The organism is Streptomyces sp. NPDC048417 (assembly GCF_040651615.1).
Taxonomy (GTDB): Bacteria; Actinomycetota; Actinomycetes; order Streptomycetales; family Streptomycetaceae; genus Streptomyces.
Genome location: NZ_JBEZKI010000002.1, coordinates 105,144 through 131,541, shown reverse-complemented (window position 1 = coordinate 131,541; position 26,398 = coordinate 105,144). Strand labels below are relative to the sequence as shown.

Here is a 26,398-nt window from a genome sequence, read left to right as displayed (position 1 = left end):
GACGAACGGTCCGTCACACCCCTTACCCGACCCGGATGGGTCAATCGGGGCGCCTGAGTTGTTTGCGACCCGGCTCGGCTTCGTACCCATTGATCTGTAAATCGGACAAGGCTTGCGACTCTGGGGTGCTCCTGATGATCAATCGCAGACGCCAGGTGGCCCTGGCCCTGACCGCCCTCCTCGCCACCGCAGCCGCGTGCCAGAACCACGTACGGCAGGAGAACGCCGCCCCGCCCGGCCAGCCGGCACCCGCGGTGCCCGCCCCCGGCGGCGGCTTCACCCTCGTCGCCTCCGGCGACGTCATGCCGCAGAAGTCCGCGATCGACCACGCGAACTTCGACGCGGGCGGCAACGGCCACGACTTCCGCCCGATGCTCGCCGGCGTCGAACCCGTGGTCTCCCACGCCGATCTGGCGCTCTGTCACCTGGCGACCGTGACCGACGCGGAGGGCGCGGAGTCCGGCTCCGCCGGTGTCACCTCCCCGCCGCAGCTCGCCGAGGGCCTCGCCGCCGTCGGTTACGACAGCTGCTCCACCGCCTCCGACCGGGCCCTGGACGGCGGCGCCGACGGGATCCAGCGCACCCTCACCGACCTGGACCGGACGGGCCTGCGGCACGCCGGCACCGCCCGCACCCAGGCCGAGGCGGCCGCCGTCACCCTGCTCAACGCGGGCCGCACCAGAGTCGCGCACCTCTCCTACACCTTCGACGTCAACGGGAACACCCTGCCGCCGGGACAGCCCTGGGCGGTCAACCTCCTCGACGCGAACCGCATCCTCGCCGACGCCCGCGCCGCCCGGCAGGCCGGTGCCGACGTGGTCGTCCTCTCCGTGCACTGGGGCACCGACGGCCAGGACGCCCCCGATCAGCAGCAGCTCACCCTCGCCAAGCAACTCACCGCCGCCCGGACCGGCGGCCGCCCCGACATCGACCTGATCCTCGGCACCCACGCCCACATCCCGCAGGCGTACGAGAAGGTCAACGGCACCTGGGTCGTCTACAGCCTCGGCGACCAGCTCGCCGGCGAGCTGTACAACCGCCAGGGCCACCAGGACCCGCGCGGCAACCAGTCCACCCTCGCCCGCTTCACCTTCACCCCGCCCACCCACCCAGGCGGCCGCTGGGAGGTGGCCAAGGCCGAGTTCATCCCCCAGCTGTACGACCTCGACGCCGGCCGGGTCGTCGACCTCAACGCGGCGATCGACCAGGGCGCCGACTTCACCTCCGTGCGCGACAGCATCCGGGACGTCGTGCTCGGCCGCGGGGCCGCCAAGGACGGGCTGGTGATGGGGGAGTAGCGGCGGTCACTCCACGTCGACGTGGTCGAACGTCCGCAGCAGCTCCTTCAGCACCCGCACGCACGCCGTGATCTCGGCGTCGGTCAGACCGCCGCCGACCTGCCGGTTCACCGCGTGCTCGCGGGCGAGGATCGCGGTGATCGTGGCCCGGCCCTCGTCCGTGAGCCGGATCAGGGAGGAGCGCTGGTGCGCCGGGTTGGGGGTGACCTCGGCCCAGCCGTGTGCCACCGCGTCGTTCACCGTGCGCTGCACGAACTGCCGGCTCAGCGCCATGATCCGGCCCATCTGGGGCACTGTCATCGGCCCGAACCGGAGCAGCAGGTCCAGCACGGAGCGCACGCCGACGGAGGCTCCCTCGATCTGCTCGCCCAGCTCGATCTTGCGGAAGGCGCGCCGGTAGAGCGGGCCGATGAGGTCGTACACCTCGGTGATGCGCTCACCCAGCTCGTCGGGGGCGAGGGGCTTGTCGATGTCGTTCACCCGGCCATCATGCACCTGGCCGTGGTGACACCTCGGGTGTCAAAGTCATCATGACAACCCAGTTGTCAAAACTCCCCGATGATGACACCTTGGTTGTCATGAATGGTGCTGCGGACGTCCGCTTCTTCCCGTCCTCCGACGACGACCTCGCCTACCTCGACACCGGCTCTGGCGACCCGGTGGTCCTGCTCCACGCCGGATACACCGACCACCGCTTCTGGTCGGACCAGATCCCGGCCCTCGCCGCCGAGTACCGGGTGATCGCCCCCGACGTCCGCGGTCACGGTGCCTCCGCCAACGCGAGCAGGCCGTTCCGCTGGGCCGACGACCTCGCCGAACTGCTGCGCCACCTCGACGCCGGGCCCGCCGTGCTCGTGGGCGTGTCCATGGGCGGGGTGATCGCCACCGACACCGTGCTGGAACACCCAGAGCTGGTCCGCGCGGTGGTCACCTGCGGCGCCGTCACCGGCGACTTCCGGTACACGGATCCCTGGCACCGGGAACTCCAGGCCGAGTACGCCCGCACCCTGGGCGCCGGCGACATCGAGGGCTGGCTCGACGCCTTCCTGCGGGTCGCCGCGGGCGCACACCGCGACCTCGACGCCCTCGACCCGGAGATCCCGCGCCGGCTCCGGGAGATGGCCCGCCACACCCTCTCCAAGCACACGCCCGGCGAGACGGACTGGCATGTGCGGGTGACCGACTCGTGGCCCCGGGTCCCGAAGATCGACGTCCCGGTTCTCACGGTCAACGGCGACCTGGAACCCGCCGATCTGCTCGCCGCCGCCGAACGCCTCGCCCGCGAGGTCCCCGACGGCCGCGCCGAGATCGTCGAAGGCGCCGACCACTACCCGAACCTGGAGCGCCCGGACGTCTTCGACGACCTCCTGCTCGGCTTCCTGCGCGCGCTCTAACGCCCGGCCAGCCGGGACCTCTTGTACGAGTAGGTGAAGTAGATCAGGCACCCGATCACGAACCAGACCGCGAACCGAACCCAGGTCTCCCAGGCCAGGAACGTGATCAGCCAGACCGAGAAGACGACACCCAGCGCCGGCACGAACGGCATCCACGGGGTGCGGAAGGCGCGCGGCAGATCCGGCTGCCGGTAGCGCAGCACGATCACCGCCACGCACACCACCACGAACGCCAGCAGGATGCCGATGTTGGTGAGTTCGGCCGCCTCGCCGATCGGCACGAACCCGGCGAGCAGGGCCGAGGCAGCCCCGACGATCCAGGTCACCCGGGTCGGCACGTGCCGCGTCGGGTGCGTCTTCGCGAACCAGGAGGGCAGCAGCCCGTCCCGGGACATGCTGAACCACACTCGGGTCACGCCCAGCATGAAGGTGAACATCACGGTGAGGATGCCGATGATCGCGCCCACCGCGATCACGTCCGCGAGCCCGCTCAGCCCCACCGACTTGAACGCCGTCGAGAAGCCGCTCTCCGGGTCGATGTCCTTGTAGTTCTGCATGCCGGTGAGGACCAGACAGGCCGCCACGTACAGCACCATGGAGATCGCCAGCGAGTAGATGATCGCCTTCGGCATGTGCCGCTGCGCGTCCTTCGACTCCTCGGCCGCCGTGGACATCGCGTCGTACCCGAAGACCGCGAAGAACACCGTGGCCGCACCCGTGAACGCCCCGCTGACGCCGAACGGGAAGAAGGGGTGGTAGTTCGCCGAGTTGATGTGGAACACGCCGACGCCGATCACCAGCAGCACCACCAGCACCTTGAGGACCACCACGACCGTCTCGAACCGGGCCGCGCTGCGGATGCCGAGGTTGAGCAGGTAGGCGATCAGCAGACAGAGCACGGCGGCGAACAGGTCGACCCGGTGGCCGGCCCCGGTGCCGGGCGCGCCCAGCATCCACCGCGGCAGCTCCGCGCCCATCTCCTCCACCAGGAAGCCGAAGTATCCGGAGATGCCGATCGCGACCACCGCCACGATCGCCGTGTACTCGAGGAGCAGGTCCCAGCCGATGAACCAGCCCGCGAACTCGCCGAGCACCGCATAGCCGTACGTGTACGCCGAACCCGCCTTCGGGATCAGCCCGGCGAACTCGGCGTACGACAGCGCGGCACAGGCGCTCGCCAGCCCGGCGATGAGGAAGGAGACCAGCACGGCGGGACCGGCCGTGCCGTTGGCGACCGTGCCGGCGAGGGTGAAGATGCCCGCGCCGATGATGCCGCCCACCCCGATCGCGGTCAGCTGCCACAGCCCGAGCGATCTGTCGAGCTGGGGCCCCTCGCCGACCTCCGTCTCCTCGATGTGTTCGATGGGTTTGCGACGGAGAATTCCTTCACCCATACGGAGCTTGGCCATGTGCCTCACCTCTTCGCCGATCGCGAACGGCTGACGGCGGATCATGATGGCTCAGGGGCGTCACGGACGGAAGACGCCACGCACGCTCTCGGCCCAGCCGGGCACCCAGCTCCGGGTCGCGGGGCGGGGCGGCCGGGTGCCGGCGAGATGGGCGCGCAGGGTGGCCAGCGCCGGGTGCGGGTTGGCGGCCGTCCACACCAGGGAGTGCGGGTAGACGGGGGTCGGGTCGAGCAGCGGGACACGACGCAGATCGTGGCCTTCCGGCCAGACCAGCCGGGTCCCCTCGCTGACCAGCGTCGCCAGGGTGTCGGAGGCGGCCACCGCGTCCTGCACCGCCCCGCTGAAGTTGGGGCCCGAGGAGTCGATGGTGAGGCCGAACTCGGCGGCGAGGGAGGCGTAGTAGGCGGCCCACTCGGTGCCTTCCACGATGCCCGGCATCCAGATCCGGTGCCCGGCCAGCTCCCCGGGCGAGACCGCGCGACGGCCGGCCAGGGCGTGCCCCGGTCCGGTGAGCAGCTGGACCGGCTCGTCGTACACCCGGGCCGCCTCGACGCCCCTGGGCAGCGGGCGGCCGGGCATCGCGACGGCCCGGAAGGACGCGTCGATCGCACCGGAGCGCAGGGCGGTGAGCGCCGAGTCCACGTCGAAGAGCGTGACGACGTCCAGGGCGGTCTCCGGGTGCGCCTCGTGGAAGCCGCGCAGCAGCGCCGCCGGGGCGAGCCGCGCGCCGACCACGTCGACCCGCAGAGGACGCCGCCCGGACCGTACGGAGGCGGTCGCCCGCTCCTCGGCGAGCAGCAGCTCGCGGGCGTGCGGCAGGAAGGTCCGGCCGTCCACGGTCAGGTCGGCGCCCCGGGGGGTACGGCTGAACAGCCGCACCCCCAGCTCCTTCTCCAGCGCCGCGATCCGTTTGGAGACGGCCTGCTGGGTGACCGCCAGCATGGCGGCGGCCTCCTGGAACTGCCCCGAGTCGGCGACGGCGACGAAGGTGCGTACGGCTCTGAGATCCACACCGGCACCGTACAACCGCTGGTTGTGGCAGACCTTCCGTGAGTTGTTTGATTCGGCGGTCACCTGCACGTTTTCATGTCCCGGGTCAACGGGAGGTTGTGCATGGGGCGGCGGTTCGGGTGGCTGTGGGCCGCGTACTCGGTGAGTGCGGTCGGCACCTATCTCGCCTTCGACGCGTTCTCGGTGATCGCGGTCATCGCGCTGCACGCCGACTCCGCCCAGGTGGCGCTGCTCGCCGCGACCGGGCCCGCCGTGGGCGCGGTGGCGGCCGTGCCGCTCGGGCCGTGGGTGGAGTTCCGGCGCAAGCGGCCGGTGATGATGGCGATGGACCTGGTCCGGTGCGCCGCGCTGCTGACCATTCCCGCCGCCTACGCGCTCGGCGGGCTCGGCCTCGGCCAGCTGCTGCTGGTGTCGGTGCTCGTCGCGGCGGCCGACATCACCTTCAACGCGGCCTCCGGCGCCTTCCTGAAGAGCCTCGTCCCCGCCGACCGGCTGCTCACCGCGAACGCCCGGTTCGAGTCCTCGAACTGGACCGCCCTGGTCCTCGGACCGCCGCTCGGCGGTGCCGCGATCGGCGTGTTCGGCCCGGTGACCACGGTCGTGGCGAACGCCGTCAGCTTTCTGCTGTCGGCGCTCGGCATCCGGGCCGTCGGCGGCGGCGAGCCCAGGCCCGGGCGCACCGGCACGGACCGCCTGCGCGCCACCGACCTCCTCGACGGGTGGCGGCACATCCTCGGCAGTCCGGAGCTGCGTCCACTGTTCTTCAACAACCTCGCGGCCAACGCCCTGATCATGGTCGCCGCACCCCCGCTGGCCGTCCTCATGCTCGGCCCACTCGGCTTCGCCCCCTGGCAGTACGGCCTCGCCTTCGCCGCGCCCTGCCTGGGCGGTCTCCTCGGTTCCCGGCTGGCCCGCCCGCTGGCCGCCCGGCACGGGCAATGGCGGGTGCTGCGCGGCGCGGCCACCCTGCGCACCCTCTGGCCCCTCGGGCTGGCCTTCGTCCGGCCCGGGCTGCCCGGTCTGCTGCTGGTGATGGTCCTGGAGTTCGGGGTGATCACCTGCTCGGCCGTCTACAGCCCGGTGTACGCCACCCGCCGCCTGGAATGCACCCCGAACGACCGGGTCGCCCGCACCCTGTCCGCCTGGTCGATCACCGGCAAGGCCACCACCGCGGCGCTCACCGCGCTCTGGGGCCTGCTGGCGAGCCTCACCGGCCCCCGCACCGCGATCGCCGTGGCCGGGGTGCTGCTCCTCGCGACCCCGGTCCTGCTCCTCAGGGAGCCTCGGAAGGCGGCTACGGCACCACCGTCACCGGCCACCGTCCCGCCTTCACCAGACGGATCGCCACCGAGCCGATGAACCGGTGGCCCGCCTGCTCGGAGGCGCCCACCACGACCGCGTCCGCCTTCAGTTCGTCCGCCGCCTTCACCAGTCCGCTGTAGGCGTCGCCGCGGAAGGTGTGGAACTCCCAGCGCACCTCGAATATCCCCTTGAGCCGCTCGGCCGCGTCCCTGACCTGGGCGACCAGGTCCTCCGCGATCTCGTCGGTCGTCTCCGCCACCGGCGCCCCGAGCGCCGCCCCGGCCGCCAGGATCGGCTGCACGTACACGACGGCGAGCAGCGCGTGCTGCCGCCGGGCCAGACCACCGGCGTAGGAGGCCGCGCGCCACGAGGAGTCCGAGCCGTCCACACCGACCACGATGACCTTGGGGCCGTCCGTGCCCCGCTCGAACTGGTGTTGTTCCGCCACGCCCCGAGGCTATCGGAAATCGCAGGTCCCATGGCTGCCGGGCCCCCTCACGGGGCAAGCGATGCCCAGTTGGCCGCACGCCGTTCGACGGGCGAGGCGGGCGGGCCCTTCCTACAGTCGGAGCATGAGCGCCGCCGTACAGCCCGCCCCGGGGAAGGAGACCGCGGGGCCCCCGCGTCCGCGCGGCGGCGGGCGGCTCACCTGGGTGCCCGAGGCCTTCGGGACCTTCTTCGGCGCCCTCGCCCTGGTGTGCGCCCTGCTCTCCTTCATCGCCCCGCTGCGCGCACTGCTCCGCCCGGTCGTGCACTTCCTCAACGCCGTCGTGGTGCCCGTCAGCCCCAACCTGGCCTACGCCGTCTTCCTGTTCCTGCTCGGTGGCGCCACCGCCGCCCGCAAGAAGGTCGCCTGGTGGCTGGTGGTGATCTACCTCGGCCTCCTGGTGCTGGCGGACATCCTGACGGTCGCCTTCGGCTTCGACTGGTACTCCTTCAGCTCACTGCTGGTGTGCGGACTCGCCCTGGCCCTGCTGATCGTGGCGAGGCGGGAGTTCTACGCCGCCTCCCGCCGCGCCGCCGTACGCCGCGCCCTCGCCGTCCTCCTCGTCGGCCTGCTCGTGGCGATCCTGGCCGGCTGGGGCCTGGTCTCGCTCTTCCCCGGCTCGCTCCCGCACGGCCAGCACCTGGCCTGGGCGGCCGACCGGGTCTGCGGCGGCCTGGTCGACGGCGGCAGCTACGGCGGCCACCCGCCCCGCTTCGTCGCCTTCCTGCTCGGCCTCCTCGGCGCCCTCGCCCTGCTCAACGCCGCCGCCACCCTGTTCCGTTCACAGCGCCTGGAAGCCGCCCTGCACGGCGACGAGGAGACCCGCATCCGCGCCCTCCTCAAGGCCTACGGCGACCGGGACTCCCTCGGCTACTTCGCCACCCGGCGCGACAAGGCCGTGGTCTTCTCGCCCAGCGGCAAGGCCGCCGTCACCTACCGCGTCGAGGCCGGCGTCTGCCTGGCCAGCGGCGACCCCGTCGGCGACCCGGAGGCCTGGCCGCACGCCGTCGCCGCCTGGCTGGACGTGGCCCGCCGGCACGCCTGGGTGCCCGCGGTGATGGGCGCCTCCGAGGGCGGCGCCAAGGCCTACGTCCGCGCCGGCCTCGGCGCCCTGCAACTCGGCGACGAGGCGATCCTGCACGTCGCCGGCTTCGACCTCGGCGGCCGCGAGATGCGGGTCGCCCGGCAGGCCGTCAACCGGGTCCGGCGCTCCGGCGCCACCACCCGCGTCCGGCGGCACGCCACCCTCACCGAGGCGGAGATGGAGGAGGTCGTCGACAAGGCCGACGCCTGGCGCGACACCGAGACCGAGCGCGGCTTCTCCATGGCCCTGGACCGGCTCGGCGACCCCGCCGACGGCGACTGCCTGCTCGTCGAGGCCCTCGCCGAGGACGGCCGGCTGCTCGCCCTGCTCTCCTTCGTGCCCTGGGGCGGCGACGGCGTCTCCCTCGACCTGATGCGCCGTGACCGCGCCGCCCCCAACGGGGTCATGGAGTTCATGGTCGCCGACCTGTGCGCGGCCGCCCCCAAACTGGGCGTCCGTCGAGTCTCGTTGAACTTCGCCGTCTTCCGCTCGGTCTTCGAGGAGGGCGCCCGCATCGGCGCCGGACCGGTGCTGCGGCTGTGGCGCCGGCTGCTGCTGTTCTTCTCCCGCTGGTGGCAGTTGGAAGCCCTGTACCGCTCCAACGCCAAGTACCGCCCCGAGTGGTACCCGCGCTTCCTGTGCTACGGCGAGGCCGGCTCCCTCGCCCGTATCGGCCTCGCCTCCGGAATCGCCGAAGGCTTCGTCTCCGTACCTTCCTTGCGCAAACTCTGGGGAAAGGGGCACCCGAAGACCGGACCGCGACCCGTCGAGGCGCAGCGGTCTTCGCCGGTGCCCGGTCTCGACGGAGGGGACGAGGCCGGGTCCGGCGCCCCCGAGCCAGGCCTGCCGGACCAGTTCCGCGTCCGGCGCGGCAAGCTGGACCGGCTGCGCGCGGCGGGCGTCGACCCCTACCCGGTGGCGACCGTACGGCCCACCCGTGCCCTCGCCGACATCCGCGAGGGCGAGACGGTCACCGTGGCCGGGCGGATCATGCTGGTCCGGGACTTCGGCGGCATCGTCTTCGTGACGCTGCGCGACTGGTCCGGTGATCGCCAACTCGCCCTCACCCGGGACGGGTCGGGACCCGCCCTGGCCCGCTTCACCGCCGACACCGACATCGGCGACCAGATCACCGCCACCGGCCGGGCCGGCCTCAGCGACACGGGCGAGCCCACCGTCTTCGTCACCGACTGGCAGCTCACCGCCAAGTGCCTGCGGCCCCTGCCCGACAAGTACCGGGGCCTGGCCGACCCCGAGGCCAAGGTCCGCCGCCGCTACCTCGACCTCGCCACCAGCCCCGCCGCCCGCGCCGTCGTGCGCGAACGCTCCATCGCCGTACAGGCGCTGCGCCAAGGCCTCCTCGACCGCGGCTACCTGGAGGTCGAGACCCCGATGCTCCAGCAGACCCACGGCGGCGCCAACGCCCGCCCCTTCACCACCCACATCAACGCCTACGACCTCGACCTGTCCCTGCGCATCGCCCCGGAGCTGTATCTGAAACGGCTGTGCGTCGGCGGGATGGAGAAGGTCTTCGAACTCGGCCGCACCTTCCGCAACGAGGGCGTCTCCTACAAGCACAACCCCGAGTTCACCATGCTGGAGGCCTACCAGGCGTACGCCGACTACGACGTGATGCTCGACCTCGCCCGTGAACTGATCCAGGGCACCGCGACGGCCGCCTTCGGCTCCCCGGTGGCCCGCAAGGACGGGCGGGAGTACGACATCTCGGGCGCCTGGCCGGTCAGGTCCGTGTACGGGGCGATCTCCGAGGCGCTCGGGGAGGAGATCGGCCCCGGCACCGAACTGCTGCGGCTGCACCGGCACTGCGACCGGACCGGGGTGCCGTACACCGCCGACGACGGGCCCGCGGACGTCGTCCTGGAGATGTACGAGCGGCTGGTGGAGGGCCGGACCCAGCTGCCCACCTTCTACAAGGACTTCCCGACCGAGGTCTCCCCGCTCACCCGGCGGCACCGCACCGACCCGCGTCTTGCCGAACGCTGGGACCTGGTCGCCTTCGGCACCGAACTCGGCACCGCCTACTCCGAACTGACCGACCCCGTCGAACAGCGCCGCCGGCTGACCGCCCAGTCGCTGCTCGCCGCCGGCGGGGACCCCGAGGCGATGGAGCTCGACGAGGACTTCCTGGACGCCCTCGAATACGCGATGCCGCCCACCGGCGGACTCGGCATCGGCGTCGACCGGCTGGTCATGTTCCTCACCGGCCTGACGATCCGCGAGACGCTGCCCTTCCCGCTGGTCCGTCGCCGCTGAGGCCGCCGAGGCCTCCCCGGCTCCCGGACACGCCGCCGGTCCGGGGTACTTGACCATTTCTTTCCGAAACCTTCCCGCGCTGGTCCGTGCGGGTGTTTTCGCGCCGCCGCACCGGTGTCTAAGTGGTGCGCCCCAGCCCGGCCGGGCGACTGATGAGTCATGCAGAAGGATCAGTTGTTCACCCGACGCCGGCTGCTGCTCGCCGGCGCCGCCGCTCTGGGCGCCACGGGCACCGCGGGCATCGTGCTGGCGAGCGACGGCGAGGAGGCCGCGGGCACCGTCGCCCCGGCCGCCGGACCGCCGGTCCGTCAGGCGCCCAAGTCCTCCGCCTTCCGGCTCCAGCCGCTCACCGGATACGGGCCGCCGCCCACCGAGCCGCGCAAGCTCAAGGTCCGCAAGCAACCCATCATGCGGATCTCCGGCAGCGGCCGGCGCATGATGCTCACCTTCGACGACGGACCCAACCCGGCCTACACCCCGCACATCCTGGACACCCTCGCCAAGTACGACGTGCGCGCGATGTTCTTCCTGTGCGGGGAGTGCATCGTGGAGAACCGGGAGCTGGTGGCGCGCATGGCAGCCGAGGGCCATGTGGTGGGCAACCACACCTGGACGCATCCGCTGCTGACCACCATGAAGCGCCGTGAGATCCGCGACGAGATGGAGAGCACCAGTGACGCCATCGAGGACACCTACGGCGAACGCCCCCAGTGGTTCCGCGCCCCCTACGGCGCGTGGAACCGCGCGGCCTTCCAACTCGGCGCCGAGATGGGCATGGAGCCCATGGCCTGGACCGTCGACAGCACCGACTGGACGACCCCGGGCACCCGCACCATCGTCGACACGATCGAGAAGGGCGCCGCCCCCGGCGTCGTGGTCCTCTCCCACGACGCCGGGGGCGACCGCTCGCAGAGCGTCAAGGCCCTGCGCGAGTACCTGCCCAATCTCCTGGACAACGGCTACCACCTGACCGTGCCGCGCCGCCGGACCTGAACCGGCTCCGGCCCGCTGTCGTGAACCGGCCTTGGCCCGCCCGGCCGGGTCCGCCTCAGCGGGCCTGGACCAGGCGGGCGAAGACCACCACGTTGCCGTCGTAACCGTTCTGCTTCGAGAAGCCGCCGCCGCAGGTGATGACCCGCAACTCCGGCGTGCCCTTGGAACCGTAGACCCGGTCGCCGGGGAAATCAGCCTTCGCGAAGACCTCGATGCCGTAGATGTCGAACACCGCGGTCCTTCCGTCGGTGCGCTCGATCTCGATCCGGTTTCCCTTCTTCAGGGAACCGAGACCGTAGAACACCGCCGGGCCCTTCGTGTTGTCGACATGGCCGACGATCACGGACGTGCCCTTTTCGCCGGGCGAGACGCCCCCGGTGAACCAGCCGGCCAGATTCGGGTCGTCCGGCGGCGGTGCCGCGACCCAGCCGTCCGCGTCCAGACCCACCGGCATCACACGCGCGTCGACCCGGATCGCGGGGATCCTGATCCGGTCCGCCGCCGAGTACGGCAGCGAGGCGGGCGCGGTGGCGAAGGTGTCCGGGACCGTGCTACGGCTGTCCGGGGCGGCGGCCGAGGCCGGCTGCGGCGGACCGACGTCGAACTCCCCCGAACCATTGCGGATGAGGGCCAGACCGGTCAGCAGAACCAGCGCTATCACGCCCCAGGGGGCACGCTTCCGTCGCCGCTCCTCCTCTTCGGCCAGCTCGGAAAGTTCGGACGCAGACATTCGCCATCCCCTCTCGACGCGGCCGCCGCGATGTCCGTATCGCGCATGGGAAAACGCTAAGTCCCGCGCGCGCGAGCGGCGACGGGGCAACGGGCGAACGGGTGGCCCGCGCCCATTCCGGTGCGCCATCCGAGTTGCCGTTACCAGGATTTTTCTGACGGTCCGTGACCTGCGGCAATATCCGATTGTGTGCTTTTCGCTCGGCGTGTCCCCTCACCAGGACGGACCATTCTCGAAATGCGGGCGTGTTCAAGGCATCTGAGGGTCTATTCGGGAGGTGCTTTCTCGCCGATCTACCGGGGACGGTTCCCGGGGCGCCTTCCGCGGAGGAAGAGATGCGAAACTCACGTGCCCTCGCGGCAGCGTGCACGGTGGTCGCCGTGCTCGGAGCCGCCGCCCCCATGGCCGTCGCGGACGGCATGGGCAACGGCGGCGGCCCGGCCAACACCCAAGCCCCGGTCGTCGGTGGGGTGGGCGTCGCCCCCGGAACCGGTGTCGCCCCCGGAACCGGTGTCGGTGTCGCGCCCGGCGTCGGGGTCGCCCCCGGCATCGCGGCGGTACCCGGGGTCGCCGTTCCCGGATACGGCGTCGGCGGGTTCGGCGTAGGCGGCTTCGGCCGGGGCCGGGACGGCAGGGGCGGGGACGGCAGGGGCGGAGACGGCCGGGGTGGGGACGGCTTCGGCGGTCGAGGCGGGGACGGCTTCGGCGGGCGGGGTGGGGACGGCTTCGGCGGCCGCGGTGACGACGGGTTCGGCGGTGGGCGCGGTGACGACGGGTTCGGCGGTGGGCGTGGTGACGACGGGTTCGGCGGCGGGAACGGTGACGACGGATTCGGCGGCGGCATTGGCGGTGACGGGTTCGGCGACGGATTCGGCGGCCGGGGCTTCGGGGTGCGCAACATCCTCGCCCAGCCCAGGGCGCTCACGAGCGGCGCCCGCCTCACCGTCACCGTCAACGGCTGCCGCAGGGGCTCCATGAGCTCCCGCGCCTTCCGGACGACCTCGCTGTTCCCGTTCGGCGGCGACATGGCGCGCGGTGTCGCCACCATCGAGCGGGACGCCCGCCCCGGCCCGTACGACCTGACGGTCCGCTGCGACGGGCGGACCCTGACCCGGCCGTCCGCGTTCTTCGTGCTCGGCGGGGTCAGGGGCGGCCTCGGCGGCAGCGTCTCCAGCGGGGCCACCCCGGCCGACATGGCGATCGGCGGTGGGCTGGTGGGCGCGGCCGTGCTCGCAGGCTGCGGGTTCTGGCTGCGCCGTCGGCACGAGAAGCGGCTCTGACCCGTGCGGGCCGTCTTCGCCCCGGCCCCGCGCAGGACCGGGGCGAAGAGCCGCACGGTCGGACGGCGGGCGGGAGGTGGTCAGGCACCGCCCTCGCCGCCCTCGCCGGACCGCCGGCGCGCGATGCCGTACGCCGTGCCGACCGAGCCCAGGACGAGCGCGGCGCCGAGACCGATCTCCTTCGGATCGAACCCGCCGACGCTGCCGCCCGCACCGGCCCGCACACCGCGATCGGGCGGGACCGGCTGCGGGTCGAGTTCCTCACGGCCGCCGGTAGGGCTGTCCGACTGCCCGTCGACACCGCCGTCGACACCGCCATCGGTACGGCCGTCCGCGCGCTGGTCGGTGCGGTCGTCGAACTGGTCATCGGCGTGCTCGTCGGTGCGTCCGTCGGTGCGGCCCTCGGTCTGGCCGTCGGCCCGGCCGTCGGTGCGGCCCTCGGTCTGGCCGTCGGCGCGCCCCTCGGACCGGCCGGCCGCGCGACTCTCTTCCGACTGGCTGCCCGCGATGCTGAGTTCGGTCGACCCCTTGGCCCCGTCACAGTCGAACGTCACCCGGTACGAGGCCTGTGAACTCGCGTCCCGGTGGACCGTCGCCGCCACCGAGTCCCGTCCCTCCGGGATCCGGACCGTGTCGAACACGTCCGAGCTGACCGTCGCGGCACCCCGGCAGCCGTCGTCGCGGTTCAGTCGCAGGGTGATCCGGCCGCCGGCCGAGACGGTGGACGGCGTGACGTGGACGCCGAAGGAGGCACGCTCGCCGCTGTCACGGCCCCCGTCGGCCTGGTCGTCCGTGAGGGCGGCCGGAGCGCCGAGGACGAGGGCGCCGATGCCGAGCAGTGCGGCCGAAGCGAGGCGTATCGCGTGCATGGTCGTTCCTCCGGTCCCCGAGGAGCTGTCCGCGGACCTGTTCCGCTCGTGCCGGAAATGCGCCTCGATGATCGGAACGCTAGGAACATCCGCACACGCGCGCGAACGCAGTAGTGCGAACGGGGGACGCGGCTGGGCCGACCGGGGGATGCGGATACGGCACCCGGGGGACACCCGCGGCGTGGCGCGGCGGGATGTCCCCACGGATGGCCCCCGGCGGTCCGGGACCCCTAACCCCTGATGTGCGGGAAGAGGTTCAGGAAGGGCTGGGCCGTCGCTGTGATGCCGCGACTGTACGGTTCGTCGAAGTCCCAGATCAGGAACAGCATGAAGGCGATGGTCGCGGAGAACAGCCCGGCCAGGATCAGTTCGCGTGGGGTGCGCCTGATCTGCAGCGCGAAGACCATGCCGATGGTGACCGCGGCCCCGGTCAGCAGCCCGAACCACACCACGTTCGGCATGGTCGCCCCGGTCGAGTCGGCCCGGGCGCTGCGCGACTGGTCGAGAGCGGCCACCTGGTCCACCAGCGGCTGGTAGGCCTGCGCCTGGAAGTCGGTCTTCGGCTGGTAGTCGGTGACGTCCTGACGGATCTTCGCGAGCAGATCCGCACCGCGCGGGGTGAGACGGCCGTGGTCGGCCATCTCCTTCCACTCCTTGCCGACGACCTGCTGGGCGTAGGCCTCGGCGTCCGCGCGGATCCGGTCGCGGGCGTCGGGCGGATAGACCCGTACCCGTTCATAGATCTCGTGCAGCGCCTGCGCCTCCGCCTGCACATGGTCCTGGGCGGCGCTGCGGGCTTCCCACACCCCGGCCACCGCCAGACCGAGGACGATGGCGTAGATGACGCCGATCCACATGGTCATGTACTCGATGACGTCCGGCGTCTCGGAGGGATCCTCGTCCTCCGCCGCCCTCTTGTGCCGTACGAGGGTGATGATGACCACCACGGCACAGGCCGCGAGCATCGCGAGGACGAGAACAAGCCAATCCGGCAACGGAAGCCTCCAGAAATCAGCGGGCCGGCCGTCAGCGCGCGCGGAACGCGGCGATGGCGACGATGGCGGGTACGGCGATGAGCAGGACGTAGGTGACCGGAGAGGTACGGTTCGGGGCCGTCGTCCCGGTGGACTGGATGCGGTACGGCGGATAGGTCACCGGGGTCGGTGAGGGCCGCGGGGTGGGCTTCGGCGACGGGGTCGGAGTGGGCGTCGGCCTCGGCTTGGGCTGGGGAGCCGGTGGCGGGGTGGGCGCGGGCTTCGGGGCCGGCGCCCGCCGGGGCGGCGGCGGTGGCGCCGGGGCCGGCGGGGTGGGGCGCGGCGGCTTCGGGGTGGGTTTCGGCGTGGGGGTGGGCTTGGGTGCGGGAGTCGGTTTCGGGGGCGGTGTGGGCGTCGGGGTGGGGGTGGGCGTGGGTGTCGGCGTGGGGCAGGGCGGCGGTGTGGGAGGCGGGCAGGGCGGAGTGGGCCAGGAGCCGCCGGCGACGGCCACCGCGTGAGTGCCGTCGGGGCCCGTCGAGGCGTAGGCGCAGGCGTCGGCCGACGCCGTGCCGACCGGGCAGCCCACCAGGGTCCAGGTGAGTGTCAGCAGAGCCAACACCCTCGGGACGGGCGCGAGTCGGGTCGCTTCGGGTGCATGCACGACCGAGATCATGAGGCGTCGAGTGCCGTCGTACGCCGGAGTGCGGAGGGATTGGCCCGAACGGGGGACAGGTGGCGTAAACCGGTTTGAATCACACGGCCCGTCGGTTGGCTCGAAGCGTACGTCCGTGCGGGAGGGGCCCCGGGGGCACGGTGTCCGGAAAGAAATTTGTGCGGCCGTTGAACACTTCGGCCCCCGGCGTCCGTACCTGGTGTCGTGCGGCGGCGCACAGGCGCTGCAATATCCAGGCGATGTATGGGGAGTTGAAGATGAAGACCTCCTGGAGGAGCGCCTCTCTGGTGGCCACGGCCGCAGGCGTGCTTGTCTTGACGACGGGATGCGGTCAGGACAATGTGACCACTCCGTCCTCGGCGGCCCAGAACGTCGGTGCCACGGCCCCGGCCGGTGTCGGCAGCGTGGGCAGTGTGACCAGCCCCTCCACCGGTGCCGGCAACGGTTACGGCGCGGACGGCAGTCAGGCATCCAGTTCCCCGGCCACGGTCCAGCCCGCGGGCAAACTGACCGTCGCCAGCAACCCCGATCTGGGCAATGTGCTGACCGACGGCAGCGGCCTCACTCTTTACCGTTTCGACGCGGACACCGCCAACCCTCCCAAGTCGAACTGTGACGGCGACTGCGCCACCACCTGGCCTCCGGTGCCCGCCGACGACGCCTCGGCCGGCGAGGGCATCGACAAGGCGCTGCTCGGCGAGGTCACCCGCTCCGACGGCACCAAGCAGCTGACCGTCGGCGGCTGGCCGGTGTACCGCTATGCCAAGGACGTCAACGCCGGTGACGTGAACGGCCAGGGCGTGGGCGGTAAGTGGTTCGCGCTGGCCCCCGACGGCAAGAAGGCCACCCTGGCCGACCTGCCCGGCCTGTCCGTCCGCAAGGACGCCAAGCTCGGTGACATCGTCGTCGACAAGAACGGCAGGACGGTCTACCGCTTCATCAAGGACAAGGCATGGCCCAAGTCCGTCTCGAACTGCACCGGTGACTGCCTGGCGAAGTGGCCGGCCGTCGCCGAGGTCGCCACCAACGACACCAAGGGCATCCAGAAGAAGGGCCTGATGGGCTTCACCCGGCCCGACAACGGCCAGAAGCAGATGACGGTCAACTGCTGGCCGATCTACACGTTCTCCGGCGACTCGAAGGCCGGGGACACCAACGGTCAGGGCGTCGGCGGCACTTGGTACGCCGTCTCGCCCGAAGGAAAGCTGGTCGGCGCGCCGAGCTAGTAAGGGATCACCTCCCCAGGGTTGATCGCCCCGCCCAAGTCCACATTCGCGCATCGCGGAAGGGAGGGCAGAGGCCAGCGAGAGTCCCGGAGGACGACACAACGGCGCACGACCGCCCGCCCCCTCCACACCGCACGGAGGGGGCGGGCTCCTGTGCTTTGTGTCGCACCCGTATGTGCCCTGCATCGCACCCGCATCCGACGGACTGCCCGAACACCCCCAAAGCGCACACGGAATTCCCAGGTGATGACCGGGAACGGACGGTCAATTTCCGGTTCCACTCGCCCAGTTCGCGGGCGATCAGTAGCCTCTGCTCGAACACCGGATCGCCTGAGCCTTGGAGAGATACATGGAGCGTCCCGCCTGGGCCCCACGGAGCATCGACATCTCGGTGCCGAGCGTTTCGCGTATCTACGACTACTACCTGGGCGGTTCGCACAATTTCGAGGTCGACCGGGAAGCGGCCCGCAAGGCGATGACGTACCTGCCGGGCCTGCCGAAGATCATGCAGGCCAACCGTGCCTTCATGCGGCGCGCCGTCCGCTTCGCGGTGGAAGCCGGCATCGACCAGTTCCTGGACATCGGCTCCGGCATCCCCACCTTCGGCAACGTCCACGAGGTGGCCCAGACGGCGCACCCCGGCGCACGGGTGGTGTATGTCGACCACGACCCGGTGGCCGTGGCCCACAGCCAGGCCGTGCTCGCGGGCAACGAGGCGGCGGACGTGGTCGCCGCGGACCTCCGCAAGCCCCAGGAGATCCTGTCGAGCCCTCAGGTGAGCAGCCTCATCGACTTGAATCGGCCAGTCGCCTTGCTCCTCGTTGCCATACTGCACTTCGTGGAAGACACGGACGACCCGTACGAGACAGTGGCACAGCTGCGCGAAGCACTCGCGCCCGGCAGCCTGTTGATCCTCACGCATGCCTCGTACGAGGGAATCCCGCTGTCACCCGAGCGGGCCGAGAGCGCGGTGGACGTATACAAGGACATTCGAAACCCGCTCGTCATGCGCTCGCGCGACGAGATCGCAAGGTTCTTCGAGGGGTACGACATGGTGGAACCCGGACTGGTGCCGATGCCGCTCTGGCGGCCGGAGTCGGCGCCGGAGGACGAGGATCCGTATGCCTTCTCCGGATTCGCCGGCGTGGGGATCGCGGCGTGATCGCGGAGCCGGACGGCCCGGAGGACAGACTGCGCCGGTTCGCGACGATCTGGAGCCGGGCGGTGTTCCCGGTGACCTCGACGTCCCTGACCCGGCCGGAGTTCGAGGAGCAACTCCTCCCGCTGGCCCGCCGGTTGAGCGAGGTGCTGCTGGCGCACGGCTTCGACGCCGAGGAGACCCGGCAGGTGGGGGCCGCGCTGATCGACGCGCACTGCACCGACCCCGAGGCGCTCACCCGAACCCTCGACTGCGTCGACGCCTATCTGGCCCTGTACTGCGGCGGGGACGGCCCCCAGGACGAGTTGCGGATGCGTTCCTCGCGGATCCAGCACGCGATGGCCGCCGGGTTCGCCCAGGCGCTCCGTGAGCGTACGCTGGCCGAGCAGGAGGCCATCGCGCAGGCCGCGTTGCGGGCCCAGGGCGTGGTCGCGCAGGCGCTGCACGCCAGCGAGGCCCGCTTCCGCGCCGTCTTCGAGGGCGCGGCGATAGGCATCTGCATCGCCGATCTGGAGGGCAACGTCCTCCAGGTCAACGGTGCGCTGCTGCGCATGTTCGGCGGCTCCGAGCAGACCCTGCGCGGCCGCAAGGTCATGGAGTGGGCGCATCCCGAGGACGCGCCGCAGACCTGGCGGCTCTACGAGGAGCTGGTGCGCGGCGACCGCGAGCACTACCACGTCGAGAAGGCGTTCAACCGCTCCGACGGAACGGTCCTGTGGACCAACCTGACCGTCTCCCTGCTCCGGGACCCGGACGGCGACCCGCAGTACCAGCTGGCCCTCATGGAGGACACCACCGAGCGCCGGCTGCTCAACCTGCGGCTGCGCTACGAGGCCACCCATGACGCGCTCACCGGCCTGCCCAACCGCACGCTGTTCTTCGAGCGCCTGGAGAAGGCCCTGGCCGCCGGTGAGGGCCAGCGCTTCGGGCTGTGCTACCTCGACCTGGACGGCTTCAAGACCATCAACGACAGCCTCGGCCACTCGGCGGGTGACCGGCTGCTGGTGGAGGTCGCCGACCGGCTGCAGTCCTGCGCGACCGCACCCGGCGAGATGGTCGCCCGGCTCGGCGGCGACGAGTTCGTGGCGCTGACCACCGGACCGGCCACCCAACGCGAGGTCGACGACCTGGCCGACCGCATCATGAACGCCCTGGTGACCCCGATCAGCGTCGACGGCCGTGAACTCATGGTCCGGGGCTCCATCGGCATCGTCGAGGGCCCGGCGGGCGAGCGCACCCCGGCTGAGGTGCTGCGCAGCGCCGACATCACGATGTACCGGGCCAAGTCGGCGGGCGGCAACCGCTTCGAGCTGGCCGACCCGGAGGCCGACGCCCGCGCCATCACCCGGCACGGCCTGACCACGGCGCTGCCCGCCGCCCTGGACCGCAACGAGTTCTTCATCGAGTACCAGCCGCTGGTCCACCTCGGCGACGGCAGCGTGCGCGGCGCCGAGGCGCTGGTCCGCTGGCTGCACCCGCAGCACGGCGTCCTCGGCCCCGACCGGTTCATCCCGCTCGCCGAACACACCGGCCTGATCGTGCCGCTCGGCCGCTGGGTCCTGGAGGAGTCGATCCGTCAGGCCCGCGACTGGCGAGAACGGTACGGCGAGCAGACCAGCGCCGGCCCGCTGCGGATCAACGTCAACCTGTCCCCGTGCCAGCTCTCCCACCCCGGCCTGGTCCAGGACACGGTGGACATCCTGGAGCGGACCGGAGTGGCCCCCGAGGCGCTCTGCCTGGAGGTCACCGAGTCGGCGCTCATCGGCGCCGACGACGACCTCCTCAAGCCCCTGCGCCGGCTCGCCGAGATGGGCGTCGACATCGCCCTGGACGACTTCGGCACGGGCTACTCCAACCTCGCCAACCTCCGCCGCCTCCCGGTGAGCATCCTCAAACTGGACCGCTCCTTCACCCAGAGCATGCAGCAGTTCCCGGCGGACCCGGTCGACCTCAAGATCGTGGAGGGCATCGTCTCCCTGGCCCACAGCCTGGACCTCGCGGTCACGGTGGAGGGCGTGGAGACGGGTGCCCAGGCGGAACAACTCCGGATACTGGGCTGCGACACGGCCCAGGGCTGGTACTACGCCCGTCCGGGCCCACCGGAGCGCCTGCACGACCTGGCGCTGGTGGACGCGACGGGCTGACGACCCGGCGTCCCTTCGTGGGCCCTCAGTCGAGGTGGAAGACCTCCTCGGCGGGGGCCCACCACTCTCCCTCGGCGGCGGTGTCCAGCGGCTGCTGACAGGGGTCGGTCAGCGCCCACCACTCGCGTGTCACCGGGTCTGCGGCGATCCCCGCGGTGTCGGCGGCGTAGTCGGTCCCCGAGTATTCGAGGTAGCTGAACAGCAGCCCGTCCCGCAGGAAGATCGAGTAGTTGCCGATCCCGGCACGCTTGAGTGCCGCCAGCACGCCCGGCCACGCGGCGGCGTGCAGTGCGCGGTACTCCGACTCCTTCTCCGGGCGCAACCGGATGACGGCGGCGAAGCGCTGCATCGGGCTCACCTTCCTTCCTGAGGGACGAGCGGCGAAGAATAAGTTTCATCTGATGGGCAGGACCCTAAGGATCTGATCCTTCTCGCGCAATGGTTCTCAGAGATGTCGCCTACGGGCGGTATTCCCCTGCCTCATCCGGCACTTGAAACCAGTTCCGTCCGGCATCTTCCCTCCGTGTAACGCGGATGTCATAGTGACCACCGCCGATGAACCTGATTAATCCGAACATCGATGAGGTGGTACACCGTGGCCGATCCGTCACCGGTCTCCGACGGTCCCTACCGGCCGGGGTACGAACTGGTCGCCGAACAACTCCTGGAGCACATCGCCGAGCAGAACCTGCGACCGGGCGACCGGCTCCCCACGGAGGCGGGCCTGGCCGAGATCCTGGGAGCGTCCCGCAACGTCACGCGTGAGGCCGTCAAGGTCCTGGCCGCCATCGGCCGGCTGAGCGTGCGGCGGGGTGCCGGCATCTTCGTCGCGGAGGTGTCCGGCGGGCTGGTGGACGACCCGTTGTCGCACTTCCGGCCGACGAGCATGGAAGACGTGCTGATGCTGCTGGACTACCGCACGGTGATCGAGTCGCAGACGGCCCGCCGGGCCGCCGGCCTCGCCACCCCCATCGAGGTCCGCACCATCCGGGAGGGCGCGCGGAGTTCACTGACGGCGGCCCAGCAGAACGACGGGCATGCCTTCGCCCGGGCCGACGAGGCCTTCCATGACGCGGTGGGCGCGGCCTCGCACAACGTGTTCCTGCGGTCGAGCGTCGCCGGGGTACGGCGCCTCGCGTCCCAGTCCGACGTGCTGCTCTTCCACGGCGACGCCCCCGGCTCGCTGGAGGTCGCCGCACGACAGCATCTCGCCATCGCAGAGGCGGTCGCCGCGGGGGAGGCCGATCTCGCGAGCGAGTTGATGGTGGAGCACATCGCCACCACCCAGAGCCAGTTCGAGCGGAAGATCCGCGACCGACTGTTCAACCTCGGCGAGCGCGCCGCCCCCGGGGCACCCGCGCGGCCGCCGGCGGACAGCGGTCCCGGGGACTCCGGCCTTCCGCCGCAGACATCGGTGTCGTAGGCCGGTCGGCGCGGTGCGGCCCGTGGGTGGTTGCTCGCGCAGTTCCCCGCGCTCCTTTCAGGGGCGCGGGGCTGTATCAATATGCGGCTCCGCCGCGTGGGCGCGACCAGCCCCCACAAGCCCGCACCCGTACGACGAAGGCCCGCACCCCGGGAACCGGGCGGACGACCCGGTTCCGTGCTCCATCCCACCAGGCGATTGGATCTTTGTGTCTCTTCTGTCTGTGCGCAGGGGCAGAGCCGTGCCCCTGCCGAGAACCCTCATAGCCGCCCTGCCCGTTGCCCTGGCGATGGCCCCCCTGGCCGTCGCCCCTGCCCAGGCGGCCCCGAAAGCGTCCGGACTCACCGTCTACGTCTCCCCGACCGGCAAGGACACCGGCCGGGGCAGCGCCGACCACCCCTTCAAGACACTGGAACACGCACGGGACTACGTGCGCGACGCCAAGAGCAAGGTCGACGGCGACATCCATGTCCGGCTGCAGTCCGGCACGTACCGGCTCAGCCGTACCTTCGCCCTCACCGCCGAGGACTCCGGCCGGGACGGGCAGCACATCGTCTACGAGGCCGCGCCCGGCGCGCACCCGGTCGTCAGCGGCGGCAAGCAGGTCACCGGCTGGACCAGGGCCGACGCCGACGGCAAGGTCTACAAGGCGAAGCTGACCGGCCTCGACACCCGCCAGCTCTATGTCAACGGCGAGTTGAGGACCCGCGCCCGCAGCGGGAAGAACCCGGCCGGCTTCACCAAGACGGCCACCGGCTACACCTTCACCGACGCCGGCATCAGCACCTACAAGCACCCCGCGGACCTCGAAGTCGTCAGCTCCTGGGGCTGGAAGCTGATGCGCTGCCCCGTGGCGTCGATCTCCGGCACCACGATGACGGTGCGTCAGCCCTGCTGGCACAACGCCAACCTCCAGCAGGGCCAGGAGATCCAGACCCCGACCTGGCTGGAGAACGCCCGCGAGCTGCTGGACAGCCCGGGGGAGTGGTACCTGGACAAGGGCGCCGGCGAGATCTACTACATGCCCGAGCAGGGCGAGAACATGAAGACCGCGGACGTCACCGTCCCCGTGGTGCAGGACCTGGTCGACCTGAACGGCACCCGTGACCACCCCGTCGCGAACGTGTCCTTCGAGGGCATCACCTTCTCCTACTCCACCTGGCTCGAACCGAGTTCGGCCGACGGGCTCATCGAGGGGCAGGCCGGTTTCCGGATGGTCGGCGACGACAACCCGACCTTCGACTCCACGCGCCTGAACTGGAAGAAGACGCCCGGAGCCGTCAACGTCAGCCACGGGCAGGGCATCGAGTTCACCGGCAACACCTTCACGCACCTCGGCGCCGTCGGCCTGAACCTCAACACCGGCACCCAGCACACCACGATCATCGGCAACGTCTTCCGCCAGATCGCCTCGACCGGCATCCAGATCGGCGGAGTCACCTGGGGCGACGCCCACCCCGACGACGCCCGTGACATCACGAAGGACACCCTGGTCGAGGACAACGTGGTCACCAAGGCCGCCGACCAGTACAACGGCTCGCTGGGCATCCTGGCCGGCTACACCGACTCCACGGTGATCACCCACAACAAGGTCTACGACCTCCCCTACAGCGGCATCTCCGTCGGCTGGGGCTGGGGCCTGACCGACCAGGGCGGCAACTCGGCCTACCCGGGCAACGCCGGCGTCCCGGTCTCCGACACCCCGACCATCAGCCGTGACAACGTCGTCAGCGACAACGAGATCAGCGACATCATGAAGTCGCAGGCCGACGGCGGAGCGATCTACACGCTCAGCAGCGACCCCGGCGGCAAGGTCACCGGCAACTACATCCACGGCGTCCCGGCCCCCGCCTACGGCGCCGTCTACCACGACGAGGGCAGCCGGCACTGGGAGAACACCGGCAACGCGTTCTGCGACGTCGCCTTCCAGTGGCTGCTGATGAACCACGCCCAGGACAACACGGCCCGGGGCAACTACACGACCCAGCCCGCCTTCAGCGTCCAGTACCTGAGCCAGAACAACGACGTGGGCGGCAACATCACGGTCGGCTCCTGCGACCAGCTGCCCGCCTCGATCGTGAACAACGCCGGCCTGGAGAAGGCCTACCAGCACCTCGACCCGGACCCCGCGGTCACAGACCACCAGGCGCCCACCGCACCCGGCGACCCGACCTCGGTCACCGACTTCCCGACCGTCGCCGACCTCAGCTGGACGGCGGCCACGGACGACACCGGCGTCACCGGCTACTCGGTCTTCCAGGACGGCAAGCTGGTCAACGCCTCCGGCAAGACCTCCGTACGCGTCTTCGGCCTCACGGCGGGACGGACGTACACCTTCACCGTCACCGCCCGCGACGCCGCCGGCAACGAGTCCGCGCCGAGCAGGTCGCTGGAGGTCACGATGCCCGACGGCGCGGACCTGGCGCTGAAGAAGCCGGTCACCGCGTCCTCCGACTCGGAGGGGAACCTCCCGGCCAAGGCGGTCGACGGCGACCTGTCCACCCGCTGGGCGCAGGGCCTCGGCCTGCCCGACCCGTCCTGGATCCAGGTGGACCTCGGCGCGTCGTACGACGTGAGCGGCGCGATCACCACCTTCGAGAAGGGCAGCGGCTACAAGTACCGCATCGAGGTGTCACCGGACGAGGTCCACTGGGGGACCCTCGCGGACCACACCACCCAGAACACCACCGCGCAGACCGACTACGCCCACACCGACACCCCGGTCACCGGCCGCTTCGTACGACTGACCGTGACCGGCTCCAGCGGCAACGGCGGCAGCATCTACGACTTCCAGGTCTACGGCACCGCCCGCGCACCCGGCTCCGACCACACCGCCCCCAGCAGCCCCGGACAGCCGACCGCCAAGGCGCTGCTGCCCAGCCTGGTGGACGTCAGCTGGCCGGCCGCCTCCGACGACACCGGGGTGACCAGCTACGTCGTCTACCAGGACGGCACGCGGATCGGTGTCACCGGTGACACGACGTACCGGGTCTCGGGCCTGAAGCCCGGGACGAAGTACGCCTTCACCGTCGTCGCCCGCGACGCCGAGCTCAACGCCTCCGCCCCCGGCCCGGCGGTGGAGGTCACCACCCCGCCCGACGACGACCTGGCCCTGGACAGGACGGCGACAGCGTCCTCCGACTCGGACGGATACGCTCCCGCGAAGGCGTTCGACGGCGACCTGACGACCCGCTGGGCGCAGGGCCTCGGCCTGCCCGACCCGTCCTGGCTCCAGGTGGACCTCGGCAAGGACACCAGCGTCTCCGCCGTGGTCACCACCTTCGAGAAGGCGAGCGGCTACCGGTACCGCCTGGAGTACTCCACCGACGGCGAGAAGTGGTCGACCTTCGAGGACCACACCGCGGACAACACCGTCACGCAGACCGACTACTCCTTCGCCGACGAGCCCGTCACCGCCCGCTATCTGCGCCTGACCGTCACCGGCTCCAGCTGGAACGGCGGCAGCGTCTACGAGCTCCAGGCCTACGGCGGCTTCTGAGCGGTCAGCCGAAGCGCCGTCCCCGCACCCACAGAAAACGAAAGCCAGGATGAAGATCACCCATGTCGAAGTACACCGGATCGACGTTCCGGCGGCCAGCCCGCCCTTCCGCTGGCGGGAGGGTCTGAGCGGCAGCGCTCCGGTCGGCGACGGCGCGGTGCTGCGCATCGGCACGGATGAGGGGGTCGAGGGAGTGGCCCTGTTCGCCCGCCCGGGAGCCTTCACCACGCTCACCGAGCTGGTGGACCGGGTCTTCCGCGAGGAACTGGTCGGGGCCGACCCGTTCCAGCGGGAGTGGCTGTGGCACCGGGTGTGGGAGCTGGACCGTATCCACGAACTCCCGCTCCCCACCCTGGGCCTGATCGACATCGCCCTGTGGGACCTGGCCGGCCGCTACCACGGCCAGCCGGTCTGGCGACTGCTCGGCGGCTTCCGCGAAGCCATCCCCGCCTACGCCTCGACGTCGACGTTCGCCACCACCGAGGAGTTCCTCGACGTCGCCGACCAGTGCCTGGACCTGGGCTACCGCGGCATCAAACTGCACGCCTGGGGCGACGCCCGCCGCGACGCCGCGCTCTGCCTCGCCCTGCGCGCGCACGTCGGCCCGGACGTGCCCCTGATGTACGACGGCTCGGCCGGCTTCGACCTGCCCGACGCGATCCGCCTCGGGCGGGCCCTCTCCGAGGCCGACTACCTCTGGTACGAGGAGCCGATGCGCGAGTTCAGCGTCTCCGCCTACCAGCAGCTCGCCGCGGCCGTCGACGTCCCGCTGCTGGTCGCCGAGACCTCCGACGGGGCCCACATGAACTCCGCCGACTTCATCCGGGCCGGCGCCGCCACCTTCGGCGTCCGGGCCGGCACCACCCTGCGGGGCGGCATCACCGGCGCCATGCGCACCGCCCACCTCGCCGACGCCTACCGGCTCCGTGCCGAGGTGCACGGTTCGGACATCCCCAACCACCACCTGTGCATGGCCATCTCCAACACCACCTACTACGAGTCCCTGGTGACCGCGACCACGGTCGTACGCGAACGCCACGTGGACGACCGGGGCCTGGTCCACGCCCCCACGGGACCCGGCATCGCCCTTCCCCTCGACCTCGGCTACGGCAGCGAACTCCTGCCGTTCGTGGAACAGCCGCGCTGACCGGCAAGAACAGAAAGGCAAG

The 26,398-nt window shown here is 71.2% G+C and carries 21 protein-coding genes; 12 read left to right on the top strand and 9 right to left on the bottom strand.

Annotated elements, in window-relative coordinates:
- Positions 1-134: 134 nt before the first annotated feature.
- Positions 135-1,298, top strand: a complete 1,164-nt coding sequence (locus AB0D59_RS03260) for a CapA family protein (protein WP_362560117.1) — start codon at positions 135-137, stop codon at positions 1,296-1,298.
- 6 nt (positions 1,299-1,304) lie between these two features.
- On the opposite strand, the gene AB0D59_RS03255 is transcribed toward AB0D59_RS03260, so the two are convergent.
- A complete protein-coding gene (locus AB0D59_RS03255; protein WP_362560114.1) occupies positions 1,305-1,778 on the bottom strand; it encodes a MarR family transcriptional regulator in 474 nt (157 codons plus the stop codon).
- Positions 1,779-1,876: 98 nt separating this feature from the next.
- On the opposite strand from AB0D59_RS03255, the gene AB0D59_RS03250 reads away from it, so the two are divergent.
- Positions 1,877-2,692: an alpha/beta hydrolase gene (locus tag AB0D59_RS03250; protein ID WP_362560111.1), complete on the top strand. Its 816-nt coding sequence runs from the start codon at positions 1,877-1,879 to the stop codon at positions 2,690-2,692.
- On the opposite strand, the gene AB0D59_RS03245 is transcribed toward AB0D59_RS03250, so the two are convergent.
- Complete coding sequence (locus tag AB0D59_RS03245) at positions 2,689-4,101, bottom strand: amino acid permease (RefSeq protein ID WP_362560108.1); 1,413 nt, start codon at positions 4,099-4,101, stop codon at positions 2,689-2,691. The two genes, AB0D59_RS03250 and AB0D59_RS03245, sit on opposite strands and share 4 nt — an antisense overlap.
- A gap of 60 nt (positions 4,102-4,161) precedes the next feature.
- On the bottom strand, positions 4,162-5,112 hold the full coding sequence (locus AB0D59_RS03240; RefSeq protein WP_362560106.1) for a LysR family transcriptional regulator: 951 nt from the start codon (positions 5,110-5,112) through the stop codon (positions 4,162-4,164).
- 102 nt (positions 5,113-5,214) lie between these two features.
- Between AB0D59_RS03240 and AB0D59_RS03235 the strand changes: the two genes are divergently transcribed.
- Positions 5,215-6,471 carry an MFS transporter gene (locus tag AB0D59_RS03235; protein ID WP_362560104.1) on the top strand — a complete coding sequence of 419 codons (1,257 nt, stop codon included), beginning with the start codon at positions 5,215-5,217 and terminating at the stop codon, positions 6,469-6,471.
- Here the strand turns inward: AB0D59_RS03235 and AB0D59_RS03230 are convergent.
- Entirely contained in the window at positions 6,407-6,862 is a 456-nt protein-coding gene (locus AB0D59_RS03230; protein ID WP_362560101.1) for a universal stress protein, read from the bottom strand. The two genes, AB0D59_RS03235 and AB0D59_RS03230, sit on opposite strands and share 65 nt — an antisense overlap.
- 124 nt (positions 6,863-6,986) lie before the next feature.
- On the opposite strand from AB0D59_RS03230, the gene lysX reads away from it, so the two are divergent.
- Positions 6,987-10,259, top strand: coding sequence for a bifunctional lysylphosphatidylglycerol synthetase/lysine--tRNA ligase LysX (gene lysX / locus AB0D59_RS03225; RefSeq protein WP_362560098.1), 3,273 nt, complete (start codon positions 6,987-6,989; stop codon positions 10,257-10,259).
- Between the two features lie 159 nt (positions 10,260-10,418).
- A complete protein-coding gene (locus AB0D59_RS03220; protein WP_362560095.1) occupies positions 10,419-11,252 on the top strand; it encodes a polysaccharide deacetylase family protein in 834 nt (277 codons plus the stop codon).
- 55 nt (positions 11,253-11,307) lie between these two features.
- Here the strand turns inward: AB0D59_RS03220 and AB0D59_RS03215 are convergent, their stop codons facing one another.
- Entirely contained in the window at positions 11,308-11,982 is a 675-nt protein-coding gene (locus tag AB0D59_RS03215) for a class F sortase (protein WP_362560093.1), read from the bottom strand.
- A gap of 335 nt (positions 11,983-12,317) precedes the next feature.
- Between AB0D59_RS03215 and AB0D59_RS03210 the strand changes: the two genes are divergently transcribed.
- Positions 12,318-13,262: a hypothetical protein gene (locus AB0D59_RS03210; RefSeq protein ID WP_362560090.1), complete on the top strand. Its 945-nt coding sequence runs from the start codon at positions 12,318-12,320 to the stop codon at positions 13,260-13,262.
- A gap of 80 nt (positions 13,263-13,342) precedes the next feature.
- On the opposite strand, the gene AB0D59_RS03205 is transcribed toward AB0D59_RS03210, so the two are convergent.
- The 3 genes from AB0D59_RS03205 to AB0D59_RS03195 form a co-directional block, all read right to left on the bottom strand.
- Positions 13,343-14,131 (bottom strand): hypothetical protein, encoded by a 789-nt coding sequence (locus AB0D59_RS03205; protein WP_362560087.1) that lies wholly within the window; start codon positions 14,129-14,131, stop codon positions 13,343-13,345.
- 230 nt (positions 14,132-14,361) lie between these two features.
- Positions 14,362-15,126, bottom strand: coding sequence for a DUF4239 domain-containing protein (locus AB0D59_RS03200; RefSeq protein WP_362560084.1), 765 nt, complete (start codon positions 15,124-15,126; stop codon positions 14,362-14,364).
- A 31-nt stretch (positions 15,127-15,157) separates the two neighbouring features.
- Positions 15,158-15,766, bottom strand: coding sequence for a hypothetical protein (locus AB0D59_RS03195; RefSeq protein WP_362560082.1), 609 nt, complete (start codon positions 15,764-15,766; stop codon positions 15,158-15,160).
- Positions 15,767-16,035: 269 nt separating this feature from the next.
- Between AB0D59_RS03195 and AB0D59_RS03190 the strand changes: the two genes are divergently transcribed.
- The 3 genes from AB0D59_RS03190 to AB0D59_RS03180 all read left to right on the top strand — a co-directional run bounded on the left by AB0D59_RS03190 (position 16,036) and on the right by AB0D59_RS03180 (position 20,307).
- Positions 16,036-17,004, top strand: coding sequence for an SCO0930 family lipoprotein (locus AB0D59_RS03190; protein ID WP_362560079.1), 969 nt, complete (start codon positions 16,036-16,038; stop codon positions 17,002-17,004).
- Between the two features lie 349 nt (positions 17,005-17,353).
- Complete coding sequence (locus tag AB0D59_RS03185) at positions 17,354-18,166, top strand: SAM-dependent methyltransferase (RefSeq protein ID WP_362560076.1); 813 nt, start codon at positions 17,354-17,356, stop codon at positions 18,164-18,166.
- Positions 18,163-20,307 (top strand): EAL domain-containing protein, encoded by a 2,145-nt coding sequence (locus AB0D59_RS03180; protein WP_362560073.1) that lies wholly within the window; start codon positions 18,163-18,165, stop codon positions 20,305-20,307. The genes AB0D59_RS03185 and AB0D59_RS03180 overlap by 4 nt, the downstream gene beginning before the upstream one ends.
- Before the next feature lie 25 nt (positions 20,308-20,332).
- Here AB0D59_RS03180 and AB0D59_RS03175 read toward each other — a convergent pair whose 3' ends face one another.
- Positions 20,333-20,656 carry an L-rhamnose mutarotase gene (locus AB0D59_RS03175; RefSeq protein ID WP_362560070.1) on the bottom strand — a complete coding sequence of 108 codons (324 nt, stop codon included), beginning with the start codon at positions 20,654-20,656 and terminating at the stop codon, positions 20,333-20,335.
- A 246-nt stretch (positions 20,657-20,902) separates the two neighbouring features.
- Between AB0D59_RS03175 and AB0D59_RS03170 the strand changes: the two genes are divergently transcribed.
- The 3 genes from AB0D59_RS03170 (at position 20,903) to AB0D59_RS03160 (ending at position 26,376) form a co-directional block, all read left to right on the top strand.
- Entirely contained in the window at positions 20,903-21,730 is an 828-nt protein-coding gene (locus AB0D59_RS03170; protein WP_362560067.1) for a FadR/GntR family transcriptional regulator, read from the top strand.
- A 289-nt stretch (positions 21,731-22,019) separates the two neighbouring features.
- Positions 22,020-25,229: a discoidin domain-containing protein gene (locus tag AB0D59_RS03165; protein ID WP_362560852.1), complete on the top strand. Its 3,210-nt coding sequence runs from the start codon at positions 22,020-22,022 to the stop codon at positions 25,227-25,229.
- A gap of 49 nt (positions 25,230-25,278) precedes the next feature.
- On the top strand, positions 25,279-26,376 hold the full coding sequence (locus AB0D59_RS03160) for an enolase C-terminal domain-like protein (protein ID WP_362560064.1): 1,098 nt from the start codon (positions 25,279-25,281) through the stop codon (positions 26,374-26,376).
- Positions 26,377-26,398 lie beyond the last annotated feature (22 nt).